Source organism: Streptomyces sp. NPDC043896 (assembly GCF_056435605.1).
This window is the reverse complement of record NZ_JBWKEE010000023.1, coordinates 75,983-96,460: the sequence shown is the minus strand read 5'-3', so window position 1 is coordinate 96,460 and position 20,478 is coordinate 75,983. Positions and strand designations below refer to the sequence as shown.

At 70.3% G+C, this 20,478-nt stretch carries 22 protein-coding genes; 20 read left to right on the top strand and 2 right to left on the bottom strand.

The features are described 5' to 3' along the window. Positions 1–29: 29 nt before the first annotated feature. From AC069X_RS28895 to AC069X_RS28885, 3 genes are all read left to right on the top strand, one after another. On the top strand, positions 30–1,319 hold the full coding sequence (locus AC069X_RS28895) for a site-2 protease family protein (RefSeq protein ID WP_478732982.1): 1,290 nt from the start codon (positions 30–32) through the stop codon (positions 1,317–1,319). Positions 1,320–1,337: 18 nt separating this feature from the next. Continuing rightward, positions 1,338–2,234, top strand: coding sequence for a tRNA (adenine-N1)-methyltransferase (locus AC069X_RS28890; RefSeq protein ID WP_007263187.1), 897 nt, complete (start codon positions 1,338–1,340; stop codon positions 2,232–2,234). Positions 2,235–2,416: 182 nt separating this feature from the next. Then, complete coding sequence (locus tag AC069X_RS28885; protein WP_478732980.1) at positions 2,417–2,992, top strand: hypothetical protein; 576 nt, start codon at positions 2,417–2,419, stop codon at positions 2,990–2,992. A gap of 4 nt (positions 2,993–2,996) precedes the next feature. On the opposite strand, the gene AC069X_RS28880 is transcribed toward AC069X_RS28885, so the two are convergent. Then, positions 2,997–3,317, bottom strand: a complete 321-nt coding sequence (locus AC069X_RS28880) for a ferredoxin (protein ID WP_478732978.1) — start codon at positions 3,315–3,317, stop codon at positions 2,997–2,999. 264 nt (positions 3,318–3,581) lie between these two features. Here AC069X_RS28880 and arc point away from each other — a divergent pair, with 264 nt between their 5' ends. The 6 genes from arc to prcA all read left to right on the top strand — a co-directional run bounded on the left by arc (position 3,582) and on the right by prcA (position 9,778). Next, positions 3,582–5,348: a proteasome ATPase gene (gene arc / locus AC069X_RS28875; protein ID WP_478732976.1), complete on the top strand. Its 1,767-nt coding sequence runs from the start codon at positions 3,582–3,584 to the stop codon at positions 5,346–5,348. A gap of 284 nt (positions 5,349–5,632) precedes the next feature. Continuing rightward, positions 5,633–7,144: a depupylase/deamidase Dop gene (dop, locus tag AC069X_RS28870; RefSeq protein ID WP_478732974.1), complete on the top strand. Its 1,512-nt coding sequence runs from the start codon at positions 5,633–5,635 to the stop codon at positions 7,142–7,144. Between the two features lie 174 nt (positions 7,145–7,318). Next, entirely contained in the window at positions 7,319–7,531 is a 213-nt protein-coding gene (locus tag AC069X_RS28865) for a ubiquitin-like protein Pup (protein WP_042803062.1), read from the top strand. Positions 7,532–7,603: 72 nt separating this feature from the next. Then, a complete protein-coding gene (locus AC069X_RS28860) occupies positions 7,604–8,179 on the top strand; it encodes an endonuclease VII domain-containing protein (RefSeq protein WP_478733064.1) in 576 nt (191 codons plus the stop codon). Then, entirely contained in the window at positions 8,131–8,970 is an 840-nt protein-coding gene (gene prcB / locus AC069X_RS28855) for a proteasome subunit beta (RefSeq protein WP_478732972.1), read from the top strand. The genes AC069X_RS28860 and prcB overlap by 49 nt, the downstream gene beginning before the upstream one ends. Positions 8,971–9,013: 43 nt before the next feature. Further along, positions 9,014–9,778, top strand: a complete 765-nt coding sequence (gene prcA, locus AC069X_RS28850) for a proteasome subunit alpha (protein WP_478732970.1) — start codon at positions 9,014–9,016, stop codon at positions 9,776–9,778. A gap of 64 nt (positions 9,779–9,842) precedes the next feature. Here prcA and AC069X_RS28845 read toward each other — a convergent pair whose 3' ends face one another. Continuing rightward, complete coding sequence (locus tag AC069X_RS28845; RefSeq protein ID WP_478732968.1) at positions 9,843–10,841, bottom strand: LacI family DNA-binding transcriptional regulator; 999 nt, start codon at positions 10,839–10,841, stop codon at positions 9,843–9,845. A 135-nt stretch (positions 10,842–10,976) separates the two neighbouring features. On the opposite strand from AC069X_RS28845, the gene AC069X_RS28840 reads away from it, so the two are divergent. The 11 genes from AC069X_RS28840 to AC069X_RS28790 all read left to right on the top strand — a co-directional run bounded on the left by AC069X_RS28840 (position 10,977) and on the right by AC069X_RS28790 (position 20,443). Next, positions 10,977–12,239, top strand: coding sequence for an MFS transporter (locus tag AC069X_RS28840; RefSeq protein WP_478732966.1), 1,263 nt, complete (start codon positions 10,977–10,979; stop codon positions 12,237–12,239). Positions 12,240–12,297: 58 nt separating this feature from the next. After that, a complete protein-coding gene (gene pafA, locus AC069X_RS28835; protein ID WP_478732964.1) occupies positions 12,298–13,659 on the top strand; it encodes a Pup--protein ligase in 1,362 nt (453 codons plus the stop codon). Positions 13,660–13,788: 129 nt separating this feature from the next. Then, positions 13,789–14,793 carry an FKBP-type peptidyl-prolyl cis-trans isomerase gene (locus AC069X_RS28830; protein WP_478732963.1) on the top strand — a complete coding sequence of 335 codons (1,005 nt, stop codon included), beginning with the start codon at positions 13,789–13,791 and terminating at the stop codon, positions 14,791–14,793. A gap of 46 nt (positions 14,794–14,839) precedes the next feature. Further along, entirely contained in the window at positions 14,840–15,214 is a 375-nt protein-coding gene (locus AC069X_RS28825) for an FKBP-type peptidyl-prolyl cis-trans isomerase (protein ID WP_478732961.1), read from the top strand. Between the two features lie 125 nt (positions 15,215–15,339). After that, positions 15,340–16,296 (top strand): helix-turn-helix transcriptional regulator, encoded by a 957-nt coding sequence (locus AC069X_RS28820; RefSeq protein ID WP_478732959.1) that lies wholly within the window; start codon positions 15,340–15,342, stop codon positions 16,294–16,296. Between the two features lie 218 nt (positions 16,297–16,514). Next, the gene (locus AC069X_RS28815) at positions 16,515–17,483 is read left to right on the top strand and encodes a helix-turn-helix transcriptional regulator (protein ID WP_478732957.1); all 969 of its coding nucleotides are present in this window, start codon (positions 16,515–16,517) and stop codon (positions 17,481–17,483) included. 15 nt (positions 17,484–17,498) lie between these two features. Continuing rightward, the gene (locus AC069X_RS28810; protein WP_478732955.1) at positions 17,499–17,732 is read left to right on the top strand and encodes a hypothetical protein; all 234 of its coding nucleotides are present in this window, start codon (positions 17,499–17,501) and stop codon (positions 17,730–17,732) included. 22 nt (positions 17,733–17,754) lie between these two features. Next, the gene (locus AC069X_RS28805; protein WP_478732953.1) at positions 17,755–17,955 is read left to right on the top strand and encodes a hypothetical protein; all 201 of its coding nucleotides are present in this window, start codon (positions 17,755–17,757) and stop codon (positions 17,953–17,955) included. Between the two features lie 208 nt (positions 17,956–18,163). Then, on the top strand, positions 18,164–18,460 hold the full coding sequence (tatA, locus tag AC069X_RS28800; protein WP_478732951.1) for a Sec-independent protein translocase subunit TatA: 297 nt from the start codon (positions 18,164–18,166) through the stop codon (positions 18,458–18,460). Between the two features lie 53 nt (positions 18,461–18,513). Continuing rightward, complete coding sequence (gene tatC / locus AC069X_RS28795; protein WP_478732949.1) at positions 18,514–19,479, top strand: twin-arginine translocase subunit TatC; 966 nt, start codon at positions 18,514–18,516, stop codon at positions 19,477–19,479. 76 nt (positions 19,480–19,555) lie between these two features. Continuing rightward, positions 19,556–20,443 carry a diacylglycerol kinase gene (locus tag AC069X_RS28790; RefSeq protein ID WP_478732947.1) on the top strand — a complete coding sequence of 296 codons (888 nt, stop codon included), beginning with the start codon at positions 19,556–19,558 and terminating at the stop codon, positions 20,441–20,443. Positions 20,444–20,478: the final 35 nt, after the last annotated feature.

Below are 20,478 nucleotides of genomic sequence, written 5' to 3'. Positions count from 1 at the left end.
TACCATCGACTACTGGCCCCTCGCACTGCATGATCGGAGCATCACACCGCGCAACAGCGCACCGCGCCCCGGACGCGACGTGGACCACACTGGAAGCACCGCACGAACGAAGGAAAACCGTGGCAGACACCGACGAAACCGGCGAGCGCAAGGGCAAGCGCTCCGAACCGGGCGGCGGCATCCTCATGGGCCGCCCCTTCGGCGTACCCGTCTACGTCTCGCCCAGCTGGTTCCTCGTCGCCGCACTCATCACCTGGGTCTTCGGAGACCAGCTCGACCGGGTCCTGCCCGACCTCGGCCCGGCCCGCTACCTCGTCTCCCTCTTCTTCGCCGTCGCCTTCTACGCCTCCGTCCTCGTCCACGAACTGGCGCACACCATCGCCGCGCTCCGCTTCAAACTCCCCGTGCGCCGCATCCAGCTCCAGTTCTTCGGCGGAGTCTCCGAGATCGAGAAGGAATCCGAGACCCCCGGCCGCGAATTCGTCCTCGCCTTCGTCGGCCCCCTCCTCTCCCTCGCCCTCGCCGGAGCCTTCTACCTCGGCATGAACGCCGTCCACCCCGCCACCGTCCCCGGCGTCCTGCTCGCCGGCCTGATGATCTCCAACCTCCTCGTCGCCGCCTTCAACCTCCTCCCCGGCCTCCCCCTCGACGGCGGCCGCATGCTCCGCGCCGTCATCTGGGGCATCACCGGCAAACCCATGACCGGCACCGTCGCCGCCGCCTGGGTCGGCCGCGCCCTCGCCGTCGCCGTCCTCATCGGACTGCCCCTCCTCACCCAGACCGGCGTCCTCGGCAACCCCACCCGCGAGATCGGCGGCATGGACACCGTCATGGACGCCCTCCTCGCCGCGATCCTCGCCGCGATCATCTGGACCGGCGCCGGCAACAGCCTGCGCATGGCACGCCTGCGCGAACACCTCCCCGAACTCCGCGCCCGCACCCTCACCCGCCGCGCCATCCCCGTCCCCACCGCCACCCCCCTCTCCGAAGCCCTCCGCCGCGCCAACGAAGCCGGCGCCCGCGCCCTCGTCGTCGTCGACGGCCAGGGCGACCCCACCGCCATCGTCCGCGAGACCGCCATCGCCTCGGTCCCCGAACACCGCCGCCCCTGGGTCGCCGTCAGCACCCTCGCCCAGGACCTCACCGACGGCATGAAGGTTTCCGCCGAGCTCACCGGCGAGGAACTCCTCGACCACCTCCGCGCCACCCCCGCCACCGAGTACCTCGTCATCGAACCCACCGGCGAGATCTACGGCGTCCTGTCCGCCCTCGACGTCGAAAAGGCCTTCGTGAAGGCCATGGCGCGGCCCCAGTCCTGAAGCCAATACACTGGTCACATGTCCGAACCGACCGGTGCCGCCCGCCGACGCGGGCCCTTCGAGGTCGGGGACCAGGTTCAGCTCACCGACCCCAAGGGCCGCCACTACACGTTCACGCTCGAAGCCGGGAAGAATTTCCACACCCACAAGGGTTCCTTCCCGCACGACGAGCTGATCGGTGCTCCCGAGGGCAGTGTTGTCCGTACCACGGGGAACGTCGCGTACCTCGCGCTGCGCCCCCTGCTCCCCGACTATGTCCTGTCCATGCCCCGCGGTGCCGCCGTGGTCTACCCCAAGGACGCGGGCCAGATCCTGGCCTTCGCCGACATCTTCCCCGGCGCCCGCGTCGTGGAAGCCGGAGTGGGCTCCGGCTCCCTCAGCAGCTTCCTGCTGCGCGCCATCGGCGACCAGGGCATGCTCCACAGCTACGAGCGCCGCGCGGACTTCGCCGAGATCGCCACGGCCAACGTCGAGCGCTACTTCGGCGGCCCCCACCCCGCGTGGCAGCTGACCGTCGGCGACCTCCAGGACAACCTGTCCGACACCGACGTCGACCGCGTCATCCTCGACATGCTCGCCCCCTGGGAGTGCCTGGAGGCCGTCTCCAAGGCCCTCGTCCCCGGCGGCATCCTCTGCTGCTACGTGGCCACCACCACCCAGCTCTCGCGCACCGTCGAGTCCATCCGCGAGTTCGGCTGCTACGCCGAGCCGCAGCCGTGGGAATCGATGATCCGCAACTGGCACGTCGAAGGCCTCGCCGTCCGCCCCGACCACCGGATGATCGGCCACACCGGCTTCCTGGTCACCGCCCGCCGCCTCGCCGACGGCGTCGAGCCCCCCATGCGCCGCCGCCGCCCCTCCAAGGGCGCCTACGGCGAGGACTACGAGGGCCCCGGCAGCGACCGCTCCGCGTAGCGCACCCCGCCAACACGAAAGCGCTGTGGCGCAGTTCCCCGGCTGATCCGGGAACTGCGCCACAGCGCCTTTTCGTTGTCGGGGCACAGTGTCGTGCGCGTGCGGACCCGGCCGTTCCACTCCTGTGTGACGTGTGGCACGATGCTGGCTCCCCGTCACCCTTCGCACAGGAGACACCCGGCGTGCTGCACAGCCCCACCGACCTGGCGCACCGTCGCACCAGGCCCGTCCACTGGCTCGCCACGGCCACCGCCCTCGCCGCCGTCATAACCGGCGCCGGACTGCTCCAGCCCGGCCGGGCCACCGGAGCCACCCCCGCTGCCGGCCCCGGCGGCGGTCCGCCGCCCGCGGCCCCCGACGCGCACGCCGCCGCGTACCCCCTGGACTGCAAGGGCGCCCCGCACACCGTCACCGCGACCGCCCAGGGCGACCTCGACGGCGACGGCCGCCCCGAAACCGTGGCGGCCGTCCGCTGCGACGCGGGCTCCGGCACCCCGCCCCACGCCCTCTACGTACTCGCCCGGGGCCCGGAAGAGGGCTCCGCCCCCCGGGTCGTCGCCACCCTCCTCGACGCCGCGCAGCGCCGGACCGCGACAGACCTCACCGTCCGCGACGGAGTCGTCACGGCGGGTCTCCTCGGCTACTCCTCGCCATCCGTACCGCGCTACAGCCCCGACCTGAAGCAGCTCGCCAAGTGGCGCTGGACCGGCGGGAAATTCCGCCAGGAGCTGACGGACTCGGCCGCCGGACGTGTTTGAACCGTCACTCCGCGTCCGGGCCGTACACCTCGACCCTGTCCGAAACGCGCCTTACGTGGATGCAGTCGCCCGGACATTCCTTCGCCGAGTCGACCACGTCCTGAAGGAGCGGCAGAGGAACCGGAGTGGTCGCCCCCGCCTCCTGGAGCAGCTCGTCGTCGGCGCTCTTCACGTACGCCAGACCGTCGATGTCCAGCTCGAACACCTCCGGGGCGTACTGCACGCAGATGCCGTCCCCGGTGCACAGGTCCTGGTCGATCCAGACCTCCAGCGGCTCCCCGGCCCCCTCGGAACCACCCGTCGGGGCCTCCTGCTGCACGGTCATATCTCCTGCCGTTTCCTGCTCTGAGTGATCCGCCCCGGCCCCAAGTCGCGGCAAGTCGCGCGGGCCCTGACGGGTGTTGAACGCTTCGACCTTACAACCGGCTGCTTTCCGATGTTGAAGGGTGGGTATTTCCCTGGGGTGAGGGAGTACGCAAGGGTGAAGATCGGACACACCTCTACCGTCTTTGTGATCTAGGGGTTTCAATCACCACCAGCCCAGGTAGGGTCAGGAAGCGTCCAGCTCCCCTTGGAGGAGGTGAGGACCGTGGCAGCCCACGACGACGACATCAACCGCGGCATCCGGCCCGGGCGAGGGTCTGAGGACCCCGCTGGCCAGGTTGCCTATCTCGAGCAGGAAATCGCCGTCCTGCGACGCAAGCTCGCCGACTCTCCGCGACACACGAGGATTCTCGAAGAGCGGATCGTCGAGCTCCAGACGAATCTGGCAGGCGTCTCCGCGCAGAACGAACGACTGGCGAATACCCTCCGTGAGGCCCGCGACCAGATCGTGGCCCTCAAGGAAGAAGTCGACCGGCTCGCGCAGCCGCCGGCCGGCTTCGGTGTCTTCCTTCAGGCGAACGAGGACGGCACCGTCGACATCTTCACCGGCGGGCGGAAGCTCCGCGTGAACGTGAGCCCCAGCGTCGACCCGGAAGAGCTCCGGCGCGGCCAGGAGGTCATGCTCAACGAAGCGCTCAACGTGGTCGAGGCCATGGAGTTCGAGCGGGCCGGGGACATCGTCACCCTCAAGGAGATCCTGGAGGACGGCGAGCGCGCCCTGGTGGTCGGGCACACCGACGAGGAGAGGGTGGTGAGGCTCGCCGAGCCGCTCCTGGACATCACCATCCGCCCCGGCGACGCCCTCCTGCTCGAACCCCGCTCCGGCTACGTCTACGAGGTCGTCCCCAAGAGCGAGGTCGAGGACCTGGTCCTCGAAGAGGTCCCGGACATCGACTACGAGAAGATCGGCGGCCTGGGCGACCAGATCGAGCTGATCCGCGACGCCGTCGAGCTCCCCTACCTCTACCCCGACCTGTTCAAGGAGCACGAACTGCGGCCCCCGAAGGGCATCCTGCTCTACGGCCCGCCCGGCTGCGGCAAGACGCTCATCGCCAAGGCCGTCGCCAACTCCCTTGCCAAGAAGGTCGCGGAAGTGACCGGGCAGGCGGCCGGCAAGTCGTACTTCCTGAACATCAAGGGCCCCGAGCTCCTCAACAAGTACGTCGGCGAGACCGAGCGGCACATCCGCCTCGTCTTCCAGCGTGCCCGGGAGAAGGCGAGCGAGGGCACCCCCGTCATCGTCTTCTTCGACGAGATGGAATCCCTCTTCCGCACCCGCGGATCCGGAGTCAGCTCGGACGTGGAGAACACCATCGTCCCCCAGCTGCTCGCCGAGATCGACGGCGTGGAAGGCCTGGAGAACGTCATCGTCATCGGCGCCTCCAACCGCGAGGACATGATCGACCCGGCCATCCTGCGGCCCGGACGCCTCGACGTGAAGATCAAGATCGAGCGCCCGGACGCCGAAGCGGCGAAGGACATCTTCGCCAAGTACCTCAAGGCCTCGCTCCCGCTCCACACGGACGACCTCAGCGAACACTCGGGCTCGCCCGAGGTGGCCGTCCACAGCATGATCCAGACCGTCGTCGAGCAGATGTACGCCGAAACCGAGGAGAACCGCTTCCTCGAGGTCACGTACGCCAACGGCGACAAGGAAGTCCTCTACTTCAAGGACTTCAACTCCGGCGCCATGATCCAGAACATCGTGGACCGGGCCAAGAAGATGGCCATCAAGGCCTTCCTCGAGCACAACCAGAAGGGCCTCAGGGTCTCCCACCTCCTCCAGGCGTGCGTGGACGAGTTCAAGGAGAACGAGGACCTGCCCAACACCACCAACCCGGACGACTGGGCCCGCATCTCCGGAAAGAAGGGCGAGCGGATCGTATTCATCCGCACGCTCGTCACCGGAAAGCAAGGCGCGGACACCGGACGCTCCATCGACACGGTGGCGAACACGGGTCAGTACCTCTGACGAAGCGAGGCGGCCGCGGGTGCCTCACCTGGCACCCGCGGCCGGCTGCTTTACCGCCCGTATTTCCGCCGATCGCCCCAAGCCTTACCGGCCGACTTTTTCAGCCGGGGACAAGGCGAAGCCAATGACTGAAATGATCTCCCCACCAGCGCGGAGTGGTTCTAGGCTCTTCCGTACCGCCGGTCGCGCAGTGCGGGGACGGGCACCGCACACGACGCACCGGAGCACCAGCGGTACTTGAGCGCCGCTCCCGAACGGGAGCGCCGCCGGGCAAGGAGGGCCGCATGACCGTACGGCGAGTAATGGGGATCGAAACGGAGTACGGGATCTCCGTTCCGGGGCACCCGAACGCCAATGCCATGCTCACCTCGTCCCAGATCGTCAACGCGTACGCGGCGGCGATGCACCGGGCGCGACGCGCCCGCTGGGACTTCGAGGAGGAGAATCCGCTGCGGGACGCCCGCGGCTTCGACCTCGCCCGCGAGGCCGCCGACAGCAGCCAGCTCACCGACGAGGACATCGGCCTCGCCAACGTCATCCTGACGAACGGCGCACGGCTCTACGTCGACCACGCGCACCCCGAGTACAGCTCGCCCGAGGTCACCAACCCCCTCGACGCCGTGCTCTGGGACAAGGCCGGCGAGCGGATCATGGCGGAAGCCGCCGAGCGGGCCGCCCAGCTGCCCGGCGCCCAGCCGATCCACCTCTACAAGAACAACACCGACAACAAGGGCGCCTCCTACGGCACGCACGAGAACTACCTGATGAAGCGGGAGACCCCCTTCTCGGACATCGTGCGCCACCTGACCCCCTTCTTCGTCTCCCGCCAGGTCGTGACCGGCGCCGGCCGCGTCGGCATCGGCCAGGACGGCCGCGAGCACGGCTTCCAGATCAGCCAGCGCGCGGACTACTTCGAGGTCGAGGTCGGGCTGGAGACCACCCTCAAGCGCCCCATCATCAACACCCGCGACGAGCCCCACTCGGACGCCGAGAAGTACCGCCGCCTCCACGTGATCATCGGCGACGCGAACCTCTCCGAGATCTCCACGTACCTCAAGCTCGGCACGACCGCACTGGTCCTGTCCATGATCGAGGACGGGTTCATCAACGTCGACCTCGCCGTGGACCAGCCCGTACGCACCCTCCACCACGTCTCCCACGACCCGGACCTCCAGTACCTCATCACGCTGCGCAGCGGACGCACCCTGACCGCCGTACAGCTCCAGATGGAGTACTTCGAGCTGGCCAGGAAGTACGTGGACGAGCGCTTCGGGACGGACGCCGACGAGCAGACCAAGGACGTCCTGAGCCGCTGGGAGGACGTGCTGGGCCGGCTGGAGACCGACCCGATGAGCCTGGCGGGGGAGCTCGACTGGATCGCCAAGCGGGAGATCCTGGAGGGCTACCGGCGCCGCGACGGCCTGGGCTGGGACGCGGCGCGCCTGCACCTGGTGGACCTGCAGTACTCGGACGTACGGCCCGAGAAGGGCCTGTACAACCGTCTGGTCGCCCGCGGGAAGATGAAGCGGCTGCTGGAGGAGCCGGCCGTCGAGCGGGCCGAGAGCAAGCCCCCGGAGGACACCCGGGCCTACTTCCGGGGCCGGTGCCTGGAGCAGTACGCGGACGACGTGGCGGCGGCCTCCTGGGACTCGGTGATCTTCGACCTCCCGGGCCGGGACTCCCTCCAGAGGGTCCCGACCATGGAACCCCTGCGGGGGACCCGGAACCACGTCAAGGAGCTCCTGGACCGCTGCCGCACGGCGGAGGACCTGGTCCGGGTGCTTTCGGGGCAGTGAAGGGGCCTGAAGGGCCTCCGCCCGGGGAATCATGAAGGAACCCGGACGTTGTGAAAGTACGGGGACGAATGCCGGGCCCTCCTTGTAGGGTCCGGCGTAGGGTCTGATCTTGAGAGGTCCCGAATCCCGGGGTCTCTCCGTGTGAGCGTGCGAACCGAGCGGGGTGAGGTAGACATGGCGACCAAGGACACCGGCGGCGGACAGCAGAAGGCCACTCGCTCGACCGAAGAGGTCGAGGAGCAGGCCGCGGAAGCGCAGTCCGACCTCAAGGAGCGGCAGGAGAAGCTCTCCGACGACGTCGACTCCGTCCTCGACGAAATCGATGATGTCTTGGAGGAGAACGCCGAGGATTTCGTGAGGTCGTTCGTGCAAAAGGGTGGCCAGTAGGGGTTGCTTAGGCCATTTGACCTTCGAAATGAAGGTTTGGGGGGTGTGGTGGCCGAAGTGGTCCCTGAGGGTATGAAACGCTGCTCGCGGTGTAAGCGCGTTCAACCGCGCGAGGGCTTTGCGAGCAATCGCTCCATGCGGGACGGCCTTCAGGCGTACTGCCGTGAGTGCCAAGCCGAGCACTACAAGGCGCGCCAAGAAGCGAAGGGGCGGACGGTCCGGGTCAAGATACCCGTGCCGTCCGGTCATAAAAGATGTCCCCAGTGCGGGGAGATCAAGCCCCACTCGGACTGGGAACGCAACAAGACCAGCTCGGACGGTTGGGCCAGCTATTGCCGGGAATGCCGGGCGCAGCGTAACCGGGCCTCGTACTTCAAGCGTCACTACGGGATCACCGAAGCTGAGCGTGATGACATGATCGCGGCGCAGGGCGGGACGTGTCTTCTATGCCGGGAGGCCCCCGCCGAGCACGTGGATCACGATCATCAGACGGGTAAGGTCCGAGGCGTACTGTGCTTCAGCTGCAACGCAGCCCTGGGGCAGTTCAAGGATCGGCCGGACGTCATACGGCGTGCAGCCGCTTACGTGGAAGGAAACCTGTGGAACCCAACACTCGTAGCACAGGGCGTCTACCGGCAGCCTTCCTGACGCCGGGGTCGTCGTCCTTCATGGACTTCCTGGGCGCGCACGCGCCCGAGATGCTGCCGGGGAACCGGCAGCTCCCCGAGGGGATCGTCGAGGCGCCGCACGGGACGACCATCGTCGCGGCGACCTTCCCCGGCGGGGTCGTGCTCGCCGGTGACCGGCGGGCGACCATGGGGAACATGATCGCGCAGCGGGACATCGAGAAGGTGTTCCCGGCCGACGAGTACTCCGCGGTCGGCATCGCCGGTACGGCCGGCCTGGCCGTGGAGATGGTCAAGCTGTTCCAGCTGGAGCTGGAGCACTTCGAGAAGGTCGAAGGGGCGACGCTGTCGCTCGAGGGCAAGGCGAACCGGCTCTCGACCATGATCCGGAGCAATCTGGGCATGGCCATGCAGGGTCTGGCCGTGGTCCCGCTCTTCGCGGGGTACGACGAGGGCAAGGAGAAGGGCCGGATCTTCTCCTACGACGTGACGGGCGGCCGCTCCGAGGAGCACGGCTACGCCGCCACCGGCTCCGGTTCGATCTTCGCCCGGGGCTCGATGAAGAAGCTCTACCGTCCCGACCTGACGGAGGAGCAGGCCACCACGCTGGTCGTGCAGGCGCTGTACGACGCCGCCGACGACGACTCGGCGACCGGCGGCCCGGACCTGTACCGCAAGATCTTCCCCATCGTCACCGTCATCACCGACGAGGGCTTCCGCAGGCTGGACGAGGACGAGTCGCAGGCGCTCGCCCGCAAGGTGACGGACCGCCGGCTCCAGGAGCCCGACGGACCGCGCGCCGCCCTGCTCTGACCTGTCCTCGTCTCGTCGCCCAGAAGAAAGGGACGGATAACCGGTGTCGACTCCGTTCTATGTGTCACCCCAGCAGGCCATGGCCGACCGGGCGGAATACGCCCGGAAGGGCATCGCCCGCGGCCGCAGCCTCGTCGTGCTGCAGTACGCCGACGGCATCGTGTTCGTCGGTGAGAACCCCTCCCGCGCGCTGCACAAGTTCAGCGAGATCTACGACCGGATCGGCTTCGCGGCCGCCGGCAAGTACAACGAGTACGAGAACCTGCGGATCGGCGGCGTGCGCTACGCCGATCTGCGCGGCTACACCTACGACCGTGACGACGTGACGGCCCGCGGGCTGGCGAACGTGTACGCGCAGACGCTCGGCACCATCTTCTCCTCGGCCGGTGAGAAGCCGTACGAGGTGGAGCTGGTGGTGGCCGAGGTCGGCGCGACGGCGGCCGGGGACCAGATCTACCGGCTGCCGCACGACGGCTCGATCGTGGACGAGCACGGCTCGGTCGCGGTCGGCGGCAACGCCGAGCAGATCAGCACCTACCTCGACCAGCGCCACCAGGACGGGATGAGCCTGCCGGACGCGCTGAAGCTGGCGGTGCAGGCGCTGTCGAGCCAGGCGAACGGCGCGGACAAGACCATTCCGGCGGAGCGGCTGGAGGTCGCGGTGCTGGACCGTACGCGGTCGCAGCAGCGCAAGTTCAAGCGGATCCGGGGCCGGCAGCTGGCGCGGCTGCTGGAGGCGGACGTTCCGGCGGCCGTCCAGGCGGACGCCGTGTCGAACGACGAGGTGTCGGAGGACGACGCCGAGTAGGCCGTGTGGTGCTTGGGCCCCGGTCCGGTCCCCGTCAGGGGCCGGGCCGGGGCCCCTCTGCGTTTCAGAGCGTGGGGGCGGGGCCCGTGGAGTCGCGGACGGTGAGTTCGACCGGGATGTCGGGGGCCGTCCAGGGGGTGCCGTCGAGGACGGCGAGGAGGGCGGTCATGCCCTGTTCCCCGACGCGTTCGGCGGGCAGCCGGACCGTGGTGAGCTCCGGCTCCACGGCGGTGGCGAGGGCGAGGTCGTCCACGCCGGTGACGGAGAGGTCCTCGGGGACGCGCAGGCCCAGGCGCCGGGCGGCCTTGCAGACGCCCGCGGCGAGGATGTCGTCGTCGCAGACGACGGCCGTGGGCCGGGCCGCGGGGTCCGCCAGGGCGGCCACCGCGGCCGTGCGGGCGGCGTCGACGGTGAGGGCGGCGCGGGTGGTGCGCAGCGCGGCGTGCGGGCGCAGGAGGGTTGCGAGGGCTTCGGCGCGGATGTCGAAGGTCCAGGAGTCGACGTCGGCGGCGAGGTGGAGGAAGCGGCGGTGGCCGAGGCCGAGGAGGTGTTCGGTGACCTGGCGCATGCCGTCGGTGATGGCGAGGTTGACGTGGGCGGCGGCCTGGCCGGCGGTGGGGTCGCTGTCGAGCATGACGAGGGGGAGGCCGTTGCCGCCGATGGCGTCGAGGGCGTCGGTGGCCATGGAGGAGGCGATGACGCCGTCGAGGGCGGCGCGGGCGGAGGCGAAGGGGTCGCGGGCGGGGCCGGTGCCCTCGGGGGAGGGGTAGAGGACGACGCCGAAGCCGTGTTCGGCGGCGACGCGGGCGGCGCCGGTGTAGACGCGGGCGAAGAATTCGTTGGTGAGGGCGGGGACGACGAGGAGGGCGGTGCGGGTGCTGCCGAGGCGGAGGTTGCGGGCGGCGAGGTTGGGGCGGTAGCCGAGGGCGGTGGCGGCTTCGCGGACGAGGCCGGCGGTGCGTTCGGAGACGCGGCCGCGCCATTTGTCGCCGAGGACGAGGGAGACCGTGGCCTGGGAGACTCCGGCGGCGGTGGCGACGTCGCGGCTGGTGGGTCTCGTCACAGGGCGCTCCTGAAGTGCGAGGTGGGGCGGGTTCGGGTGGTTCGCCGGGTGGACCCCGGGTCTGCGGCCATGGTACGTATGACGTGTCTCGTTATACGTATTACCCCGGCTCGGTCCGGGCAGAAGGGGGCGGTCATGGCCGCGGGTTACGCGGAGCTGCTCAGGACCAAGTACGCCGCGAGGCTGCTGGCGGGCACGCTGATAGGCCGGATGCCGAACGCCACGGCGGCGATCGCGATCGTCCTCTTCGTCCGGGACGAGGGGGGCAGCTACAGCCTGGCCGGCGCGCTGGCGGCGGTCTACGGGCTGGCCAACGCCGTGGGCCAGCCGCTGCTGGGCCGGGCGGTGGACCTGTACGGGCAGCCGCGGGTGCAGCTGCCGGCGGCGCTGGTGTCGGCGGCGGGCATGGTCTGGCTGGCGGTGGCCGGTACGGGTTCGGTGGCGGCCGCGTACGCGGCGATGGTGCTCGCCGGCCTGTTCACCCCCCCGCTGGAGGGCGGGCTGCGGGCGCTGTGGCCGGGGGTGCTGGGCGGCCGTGAGGAGCGGGTGCACGCGGCGTACGCGATGGACGCGGTGGCCCAGGAGATCATGTACACGGTCGGGCCGCTGCTGGTGACGCTGTGCGTGTCGCTGTGGTCCCCGGCGGTGGCGCTGCTGGTGCTGAACGGCGTCGGCGTGCTGGGCGTGCTGTCGGTGGTGGTCTCGGAGCCGTCGCAGACCTGGCGTTCGGCGCCGCGCGAGGCGCACTGGCTGGGCGCGCTGCGTTCGCGCGGGCTGCTGGCGCTGCTGGGCGCGTTCTTCTTCATCGGCATGGCGCTCGGTTCGATCGCGGTGGCCGCGGTGGCGTACGCCGACGGGCACGGCGGTGACGCGGTGTACGGCTGGCTGATGGCGGCTCTGGGTCTGGGCGCGCTCGTCGGCGGCGTGTTCTACGGCGCGCGGCAGTGGGCGGGGGCGCCGGAGCGGCGGCTGCGGCTGCTGGTGGCGCTGCTGGCCGTGTGTTACCTGCCGCTGCTGCTGGATGTGGGTCCGGTGGCGATGACGGCGCTGGCGGCGCTGGCGGGTGTGTTCCTGGCGCCTTCGCTGGCGTGCGCGTTCATCGTCGTGGACCGGCACGCGCCGGCGGGCACGGTGACGGAGGCCTTCTCGTGGCTGGTGACGTTCTTCGGCGTGGGCGCGGCCATCGGTACGGCGGCGGCGGGTCCGGCGCTGGAACAGGGCGGTGTGACGGCCGGTTTCGCGGTGGCCTGCGGTGGCGGCGCGGCCGCGCTGCTGGTGCTGATGCTGACTCAGCGGGCGCTGGCCGGCGCGGGCCGCAGCCGGGCCGTGGCGGGGTCGGCCGAGGGTGAGCCGGAGGGCGCGGCGGGGGCCGTTCCGGAGCCCTTGATCAAAAACTGACCGGAACGCCGGTCTCGAACCCGGTTTCAGAAGAGGGCAGAAGGCGTAATGTTCAGTCATGGACCGCCGCATTTTCGGGCTGGAGAACGAGTACGGCGTCACGTGCACGTTCAGGGGACAGCGCCGACTGTCTCCTGACGAAGTGGCGCGCTACCTCTTCCGCCGTGTCGTGTCATGGGGCCGCAGCAGCAATGTGTTCCTGCGGAACGGCGCCCGCCTCTACCTCGACGTGGGTTCGCATCCGGAATACGCAACACCGGAATGCGACAACCTGACCGAACTGGTCACTCACGACAAGGCGGGCGAGCGCATTCTCGAAGGCCTGCTCGTCGACGCCGAACGCCGCCTGCACGAGGAGGGAATCGCGGGCGACGTCTACCTCTTCAAGAACAACACCGACTCGGCGGGCAATTCGTACGGCTGTCACGAGAACTATCTCGTGGCCCGGCACGGAGAATTCTCCCGCCTGGCGGACATCCTGATTCCCTTCCTCGTCACGCGCCAGCTCATCTGCGGCGCGGGCAAGGTGCTGCAGACTCCCCGGGGCGCCGTCTACTGCGTCAGCCAGCGGGCGGAGCACATCTGGGAGGGCGTCAGCTCCGCCACGACCCGCTCCCGGCCGATCATCAACACCCGCGACGAGCCGCACGCCGACGCGGAGCGCTACCGCCGGCTCCACGTCATCGTCGGCGACTCGAACATGTCCGAGACGACGATGCTGCTCAAGGTGGGCGCCACCGATCTCGTGCTGCGCATGATCGAGGCGGGCACGGTGATGCGGGACCTGACCCTGGAGAACCCGATCCGGGCGATCCGGGAGGTCAGCCACGACATCACGGGCCAGCGCAAGGTGCGCCTGGCCAGCGGCCGGGAGGCCTCGGCGCTGGAGATCCAGCGGGAGTACTACGACAAGGCCCTGGACTTCGCCGAGCGCCGGGGCATCCGCACCGGCGTGGTGGAGCAGGTCCTGGAGCTGTGGGGCCGCACCCTGGAGGCCATCGAGGCCCAGGACCTCGACCGGATCGGCACCGAGATCGACTGGGTGATGAAGTACCAGCTGATCGAGCGCTACCGGGCCAAGCACAACATGACGATGTCCAACCCGCGGGTCGCCCAGATAGACCTCGCGTACCACGACATCCACCGCCGCCGGGGCCTGTACTACCTGCTGGAGCGCAAGGGGCAGGCGGCGCGGGTCTGCAACGACCTGAAGATCTTCGAGGGCAAGTCGGTGCCCCCGCAGACCACCCGGGCGCGGCTGCGCGGCGACTTCATCCGCCGGGCGCAGGAGCAGCGGCGGGACTTCACGGTCGACTGGGTGCACCTGAAGCTCAATGACCAGGCGCAGCGCACGGTGCTGTGCAAGGACCCGTTTCGGTCGGTGGACGACCGGGTGGAGAAGCTCATCGCCGGTATGTGACCCGGTACGGCCGGAGGCCCCGTGCGCCGTGGCGTACGGGGTCTTCGCACGCCATCGCCTTGTCGCGGAGGGGTCAGCCCGTAGAGTGGGCCGCTACGACGGACCATTCCAGCGACCCTGAGGACCATTGTGCGACGCCGACTTGCTGCCGCGCTCATCGTGCCGGCTCTGATGCTCACCGCGGCCTGCGGAGGGGGCGACGACTCGAAGAAGGAGTCCTCGGCGTCCCCGTCGGCCGATGCCGCGAAGACGGAGGTGCCGAAGCCGGTGGCGTCGGCCGACCCGATGCCGACGGTGGCCGGTGAGGCCGGCAAGAAGGCCGAGATCACCGTTCCCAAGGGTGAGCCCAGCGGCAAGTTCGTGGTGAACACCGTCAAGGAGGGCACCGGGCCGGAGATCAAGAAGGACGATCTCGTGGTCACCAAGTTCACGGGCAAGGTCTGGAAGAGCGGCAAGGAGCTGAGCGGCTCCTACGACGAGAACGGCCAGCCGCTGGTGGTCCCGGCCGGCTCCCCGCAGATCCTGCCGCTGTTCAGCGACGCGGTGCTGGGCAAGAAGGTCGGCAGCCGTCTGCTGGTCGTCGCCCCGCCGGCGGCCGCCTTCGGCGAGCAGGGCTCGCCGCAGCTGGGCGTCGGCCCGAAGGACAACCTGGTCTTCGTCCTGGACGTGGACTCGGTGCTGCCGAAGAAGGCCGAGGGCACCCAGGCCCCGATCCCGTCGGAGCTGCCGCAGGTCAAGGCCGACGAGGAGAAGGCCGCGACGATCACGATCCCGAAGAACGACCCGCCGAAGGAGCTGGTCGACCGGGTGCTGATCGAGGGCAAGGGTCCGGAGGTCAAGAACGGCCAGACCGTGTACATGCAGTACAGCGGTGCGGCGTGGGCCCCGAACCAGGGCAAGGACTCGGCGAAGCTCTTCGACACCTCGTGGAAGACCGGCCAGCCGTTCTCGACGAAGATCGGCCAGGGTCAGGTCATCGAGGGCTGGGACAAGGGCCTGGTGGGCAAGAAGGTCGGCAGCCGCGTGCTGCTGGTGATCCCGCCGGAGCAGGCGTACAAGGACCAGGCCAAGGGTGAGGACCTCCCGGCCAACTCCACGCTGGTCTTCGTCGTCGACATCGTCGGAGCAGTGTAAGACTGTTCCGGTTGTACATCGTTTCGTACGTATGAGGAGCAGTTCCGTGCGCGAGCTCGAGAAGCCCGAGATCGACTTCCCCGAGGGTCCGGCCCCGGCCGACCTGGTCATCGAGGACATCTGGGAGGGCGACGGCCCGGTGGCCGAGGCCGGCAAGAAGGTCTCCGTCCACTACGTGGGCGTGGCCTTCTCCTCCGGTGAGGAGTTCGACGCCTCCTGGAACCGCGGTGCCCCGCTGCAGTTCATCCTGGGCATCGGCCAGGTCATCCCGGGCTGGGACCAGGGCGTCCAGGGCATGAAGGTCGGCGGCCGTCGCAAGCTGACGATCCCCGCCCACCTCGCCTACGGCGACCGCGGCGCCGGCGGCGCCATCAAGCCGGGCGAGACCCTGATCTTCGTCTGCGACCTGATGGGCGTCTGATCTCACCCGCTGTGATCACCGAGGGCCCCCGCCGTGAGGCGGGGGCCCTCGCTTTTGCCGGGGACCGCGGGGGCGGTACGGTCAACGGTCACGAGTGTGTGTCGAGGAGTGGGGGAAGGGCGTCGATGGCGATCGCCAAGGCCGAGCGGCTGATGAACCTGGCGCTGTGTCTGCTGGGGACGCGCCGTCCCCTCAGCAAGCGTGAGCTGCGCGGTTCCATCGAGGCCTACCTCGAAGCAGGGAACGACGAGTCCTTCAACCGGATGTTCGAGCGCGACAAGGACGACCTGCGCGAACTCGGTCTGGTGATCGAGACCGTCGAGAACCTGGAGGGCGAGACCGGCTACCTGGCCCGCCGGGACAGCAACCGGCTGCCGCCCGTCTCCCTCGACGCCGAGGAGGCCGCCGCCCTCGGACTGGCCGCCAAGGTCTGGCAGCAGGCCCGTCTCGCGGGCGCCGCCAGCGGCGCGCTGCAGAAGCTGCGCGCGGGCGGGATGCCGGAGACCGGAGACCCGTACGAGGGCCAGCACAGCGCCATCGAGCCGCGGATCCCCGTGCACGAGGCGGCCTTCGAGCCCCTGATGCTGGCCTGCCGCGACCGGCGGCCGGTGGTCTTCGAGTACCGCAAGTCCAACGCCGCCCGGCCCGAGCCCCGCCAGGTGGAGCCGTGGGCCCTGGAGTGCTGGCGCGGCCACTGGTACCTGGCCGGATACGATCGCGACCGCGGGGCGGAGCGTGTGTTCCGGCTCTCCCGGATCACCGGGAAGGTCCGCTCGCGGGCCGGGAAGTACACGGCCGACGTGCCGGACGTGGTGACCGTACGGGAGACCGTGGCGGCCTGGGCCGGCGAGGGCGCCCAGCGCTCGGCGCTGATCCGGCTGCGCGCCGGGGCCGGGTACCCGCTGCGGGCCAAGGCCACGGCCGTGCGCGAGGGCGGCGACGGCTGGGACGAGCTGGAGATCCCCTACGGGCACGGGCTGGACGCCTGGCTCGTGGAGTTCGGCCCGGACGTCGTCGTGGTCGGGCCGGCGGACCTGCGGGCCGACGTGGTGGACCGGCTGCGCGCCGTCGCCCAGGGCTAGCGCCGTGACCGGCAGGGCTCACCGGGCAGCGGTGCCCGGCACGGCACCCCGCCGCGTCGTCGGACCACGCACGAACGTCCGGTGCGGGCCGCGGCCCTCCGCCCCGCGGCGCACCGAGCCGGACACCGCGACCCGGCACACACTTCCGGCCACAGCACCAGACACGGCCTGACCCGAACAACCACAGCAGCAACGCCCTGAGGGGGAGACGTAGCAGCATGGCCGCCAACGCCATCGACCAGACCCGCCGGATGCTGTCCCTGGTGACCTACCTGCGCGAGCGCCCCGGCGCACACGTCGCCGACGTCGCCCGCGCCTTCGGGATCACCGAGGACGAGCTGATCTCGGACCTCGACGTGCTGCCCATGTGCGGGACCAGCTTCCGCGGCGGGGACCTGCTCGACATCGACACCGACGGCGACCGCATCTGGTGGCACAACGCCGACGCCTCGGGGGAGTCCACCGCCGAGCCGCTGCGGCTCGCCGCCGACGAGGCCACCTCCCTGCTGGTCGCCGCCCGCGCGGTCGCGACCCTGCCGGGGCTGCGCGAGAGCGACCGGGACGCGCTGCTGCGGGCCACCGCCAAGCTGGAGGCCGCCGCCGGCGAGGCCGCGGGGGCCAGTTCCCGGCTCTCCGTGACCTTCGAGTCCGAGGGCGGGGTCTTCGCCGACGTCGACCGGGCCATCTCCGAGCGGCGCCGCCTCTGGCTGCGCTACTACTCGCCCGCCCGCGACGAGCTGACCGAGCGCACCGTCGACCCGATCCGGCTGTTCGCGGTGGGGCACACCTACCTGGAGGGCTGGTGCCACCTCTCGGAGGCCCGGCGCACCTTCCGCCTCGACCGGGTCGCCGAGATCCGGCTGCTGGACGAGCGGGCCGAGCCGCCCGCCATCGAGCCCCGCGACCTGTCCGAGGGCCTCGTGCAGCCCGCCGCCGAGGACCCGGAGGTGGTGGTCGAGGTGGGCCCCGGCGGACGCTGGGTCGCCGAGTACTACCCCCACGACAGCGCCGAGGAGCTGCCCGACGGCGGCCTGCGGATCACGCTGCGCAGCCCCGACCCGGCGTCGCTGCGCCGGCTCGCGCTGCGCCTCGGGCGCGACGGGCGGATCGTGTCGCCGCCGGAGCTGGCGGACAGCGCGCGGAAGGCCGCTGGAGAAGCACTCGCGGGGTACGGGGAACAGGTCTAGAGGGGGCGGGGAGCGATGTCGCGATCAGCAGGTCTTGCACCGGTCACGTTCAAGGCCGCCTGCCCCGAGTGCCGGGCGCGCTTCGAGCTCGCGGCGGAAGCGCTGCGCCTGGCGATCGGCGGCAGCCGGCGCACCACCTTCTACTCCTTCACCTGCCCCGAATGCGCCAAGCCGGTCCGCAAACCGGCAGGTGAGCGCATCGTGGAGCTGCTGACGGGCGGCGGGGTGAGCACCCTTCGCAGCGTCTGAGGCCGGGCGATAGGCTCTTGGCATGCTGTGGCCGATGCTCGCGATCGCCCTGGGATTCCTCGGGCTCGCCGTCCTCTCCGTCCTCGCCCTGCGGGTCTTCCTGGAGGTGCGCAGACTGTCCGGGCAGGTCGCGCTGGCCAGCCGCCGGATCACCGAGGCCTCGGGCGACCTGGAACGGGCCGCCGCCGACCTCGCCCGGGCCGGGCGGGCGGCGCGCCCGTAACCGTGCCGACACGAGCGTGCGGTCCTCCGCGTATAGAAACCTCGGAGCCGGACCCGTACCGTCGGTGCCGCAGGCAATCGTGGAGACCCCCGGGGATTGCCGGGCGTTAACCCTCGGGGGTTACGATCCATGTCAGAGCGGTACCGGATCTTTGTCCGGAATCGCCAGGCCACCACAACCAGCCGCTCCGGTGAGAAGGAAGACACACATGATCGGCAATCTGAAGCCCCTTGAGATCCTTCTGATCATCGCTGTCATCGTGCTGCTGTTCGGCGCCAAGAAGCTCCCCGAGATGGCCCGCTCGCTCGGCAAGTCGGCCCGCATCCTCAAGAGCGAGGCCAAGGCGATGAAGAAGGACGGCGAGGCCGACACCACCGCGACGACCGCTCCGGCCGCCGACCAGGCCGCCCAGCAGCCCGTCGCGCCGCGCACCATCCAGGCCGCGCCCGGTGACGTCACCAGCGCCCGGCCCGTCAACGAGCCGAACCGCACCACCCAGGGCTGACGAGCGGCGGTCGCCCGTCACGACAGTCACTGCAACGAGACAAGGGACGTGGGTTGCTCAAGTCTGCCCGCAAGCAGGGGAAACGAGACCGGCAGGCGAAGGACGCCGAAGGCCGGATGCCGCTCGTCGAGCACCTGCGTGAGCTGAGGAACCGGCTGCTCAAGTCGGTTCTGGTGATCATCGTGGTCACGGTCGTCGCGGCCTGGTACTACCGGCCGATCATCGACTTCCTGCTGGAGCCGATGCTGTCGTCCGTGGGCTGCACCAACGGCGCCACGCACCAGCGCAACGGCGCCCCCTGCGCCGAGATGACCACCAACGGCCTGACCGCGCCCTTCTCCATCGCGCTGAAGGTCGGCCTGTCCGCGGGCATCGTGCTCTCCGCCCCGGTCTGGCTCTACCAGCTGTGGGCGTTCGCCGCACCCGGCCTGCACAAGAGCGAGAAGAAGTACGCGCTCAGCTTCGTCGCCGTGGGCGCGCCGCTGTTCATCGCCGGCGCGGTGCTCGCGTACAAGATCCTCCCGCAGACGGCGGAGATCCTCCTCGGCTTCACCCCCGACCACGTCAAGAACCTGCTCCCGGTCGACGACTACCTCGACCTGGTCACGCGCATGGTCGTGGTCTTCGGCCTCGCCTTCGAGCTGCCGCTGATGCTGGTGCTGCTGAACTTCACCGGCGTGCTCACCGCCAGGCGCCTCGCGGGCTGGTGGCGGGCCATGGTCCTCGGCATCACGCTCTTCGCGGCGTTCGCGACGCCCACCGGCGACCCGATCACCATGCTGACGCTGGCCTCCCCGATCGTGGCCCTGTACTTCCTCGCCCTCGGGATCTGCCTGCTGAACGACCGGCGCCGCAGGCGCAACGACCCGGACGCCGGACTCGACGACGACGAGGCCTCCGACCTGGACCTGACCCCGGCCCCGATCGGCGCCGCGGAAGCGGCCCCCAGCGCCTCCGCCCTGCCCGTCCAGGACGACGGCGGACGCCGCCAGATCAACGGTTACGACGACGCGACCTGACGGGCACGCCCCGGCCGCCCCGGGGATGTGCCCAAGGGGGTGATCACCGCGAGCACCCTCCGGTAAGTTCCGGGGGGTGAGCGCTGAGATCACCCTCTTCGTCAATCCCACCGCGGGACGCGGCCGGGGCGCGCACGCAGCGCAGCCGGCCGCCGCCGCGCTCCGGGCGGCCGGCTTCTCCGTACGGACCGTCGTCGGCGCCGACGCCGCCGACGCCCTCGCCCGGCTGCGCGCCGCCGTCCGCGAGGGCACCGGAGCGGTGATCGCGGTGGGCGGGGACGGGATGGTCTCCCTCGCCCTCCAGGCGCTGGCCGGGACGCTGGTCCCGCTCGGGGTGGTCGCGGTCGGCACCGGCAACGACTTCGCCCGCTCGCTCGGGCTGCCCGTACGCGACCCCGCAGGGGCGGGCCGGCTGGCCGCCGAGGCCCTCAAGGAGAGCCGGATCCGGGAGATCGACCTCGGCCGCGCGGCCGGCGGCTGGTACGGGACCGTGCTGTGCTCCGGCTTCGACTCGCGGGTCAACGACCGCGGCAACCGCACCCGGCTGCCGCTGGGCCGCTTCAAGTACGACCTGGCCATCGCCCTGGAGCTGGCCGCCTTCAAGCCCTTCCCGTACCGGATCACCCTCGACGACGGGCCCGTCATCGAGACGGAGGCCACGCTGGTGGCCGTCGGCAACGGGACCTCGTACGGCGGCGGGATGCGGATATGCGCCGGCGCCCGGCCCGACGACGGGCTCTTCGACGTGACCGTGGTCGGCGACTGCGGGCGCGCCACCTTGCTCAAGGTGTTCCCGCAGGTCTACAAGGGGACGCACCTGACCCACCCCAAGGTCACCGTCCACCGGGCCGCCAAGGTCACCCTGGAGGCCCCGGACCTGACCGCCTACGCCGACGGGGAGCCGCTGGGCCCGCTCCCGGTGACGGCCGAGTGCGTTCCCGGGGCCCTGCGGCTCCTCACATAAATGATCGCGACTGTTGTCAGAGGCGGCGGGTAGGC